General features: G+C 68.3%; 1 protein-coding gene. It reads right to left on the bottom strand.

Annotation, left to right across the window (positions count from 1 at the left end):
* On the bottom strand, positions 1 to 1,282 hold a 1,282-nt coding region (locus AC1D01_RS35200), incomplete at both ends, for a ribonuclease R family protein (RefSeq protein ID WP_477874230.1).

Below are 1,282 nucleotides of genomic sequence, written 5' to 3'. Positions count from 1 at the left end.
GGCCGAGACCCAGCGCCTTCAGGTAGTTCTGCAGCAGCGTCTTCTTCTCGGGCGTCGGGCCCTCGTGCACGCGGTACAGCGACGGGTGCTTGTGCTGCGCGATGAAATCGGCCGAGCAGACGTTGGCGGCGAGCATCGCCTCCTCGATCAGCTTGTGCGCCTCGGTGCGCGTGCGCGGCACGATCTTCTCGATGCGGCCGTTGTCGTCGCAGACGATCTGCGTCTCGGTGGTCTCGAAATCGACCGCGCCGCGCTTCGAACGCTCCTTCAGCAGCGCGCGGTACACCTCGTGCAGGTGCAGCAGGTGCGGCACGAGATCCTTGCGGCGCGCCGCCTCGGGGCCGCGCGTGTTGCCGAGGATCGCAGCCACCTCGTTGTAGGTGAAGCGCGCGTGCGAGCAGATCACCGCCGGGAAGAACTGGTAGGCGTGGATCTCGCCGCCGGTGGTGATCAGCATGTCGCACACCATCGCGAGGCGGTCCTCGTTCGGGTTCAGCGAGCACAGCCCGTTCGACAGCTTCTCCGGCAGCATCGGGATCACGCGCCGCGGGAAGTACACCGAGGTGGCGCGCTCGTAGGCGTCCTCGTCGATCGGCTCGCTCGGCTTCACGTAGTGGCTCACGTCGGCGATCGCGACGACCAGCCGCCAGCCCTCGAACGCGCCCTTGCCGCGGCCGAGCTTGACGGGTTCGCAGTACACCGCATCGTCGAAGTCGCGCGCGTCCTCGCCGTCGATCGTCACGAGCGCGACGTCGGTGAGATCGATGCGGTCCTTGCGGTCGACCGCGCGGATCTTGTCGGGCAGGCCCGCGGCCTGCGCCTGCGTCTCGGGCGAGAAGCGGTGCGGCACCTCGTACTTGCGCACCGCGATCTCGATCTCCATGCCGGGGTCGTCGATCTCGCCGAGCACCTCGGAAACGCGGCCCATCGGCTGCGAGTACAGCGACGGCGGCTCGGTCAGCTCGATCGCGACCACCTGCCCCGCGGTCGCGTTGGCGATCGCGTTCTTCGGGACCATGATGTCCTGGCCGTAGCGCTTGTCTTCGGGGGCGACCAGCCAGATGCCGCTCTCGTGCAGCAGGCGGCCGATGATCGGCGCCTTCTTGCGCTCGATGATCTCGAGCACGCGGCCTTCGGGCCGGCCCTTGCGGTCGTAGCGGATCACGCGCGCCTTCACGCGGTCACGGTGCAGCACCGCGCGCATTTCCTGCGGAGACAGATAGAGATCGGCCTGCCGGTCGTCGCGGACCAGGAATCCGTGACCGTCGCGGTGCCCTTGCAC

This window comes from Rhizobacter sp. P3_B12, assembly GCF_056402895.1.
The sequence above is the reverse complement of the archived record's forward strand: the minus strand, read 5'-3'. Positions and strand labels throughout refer to the sequence as shown.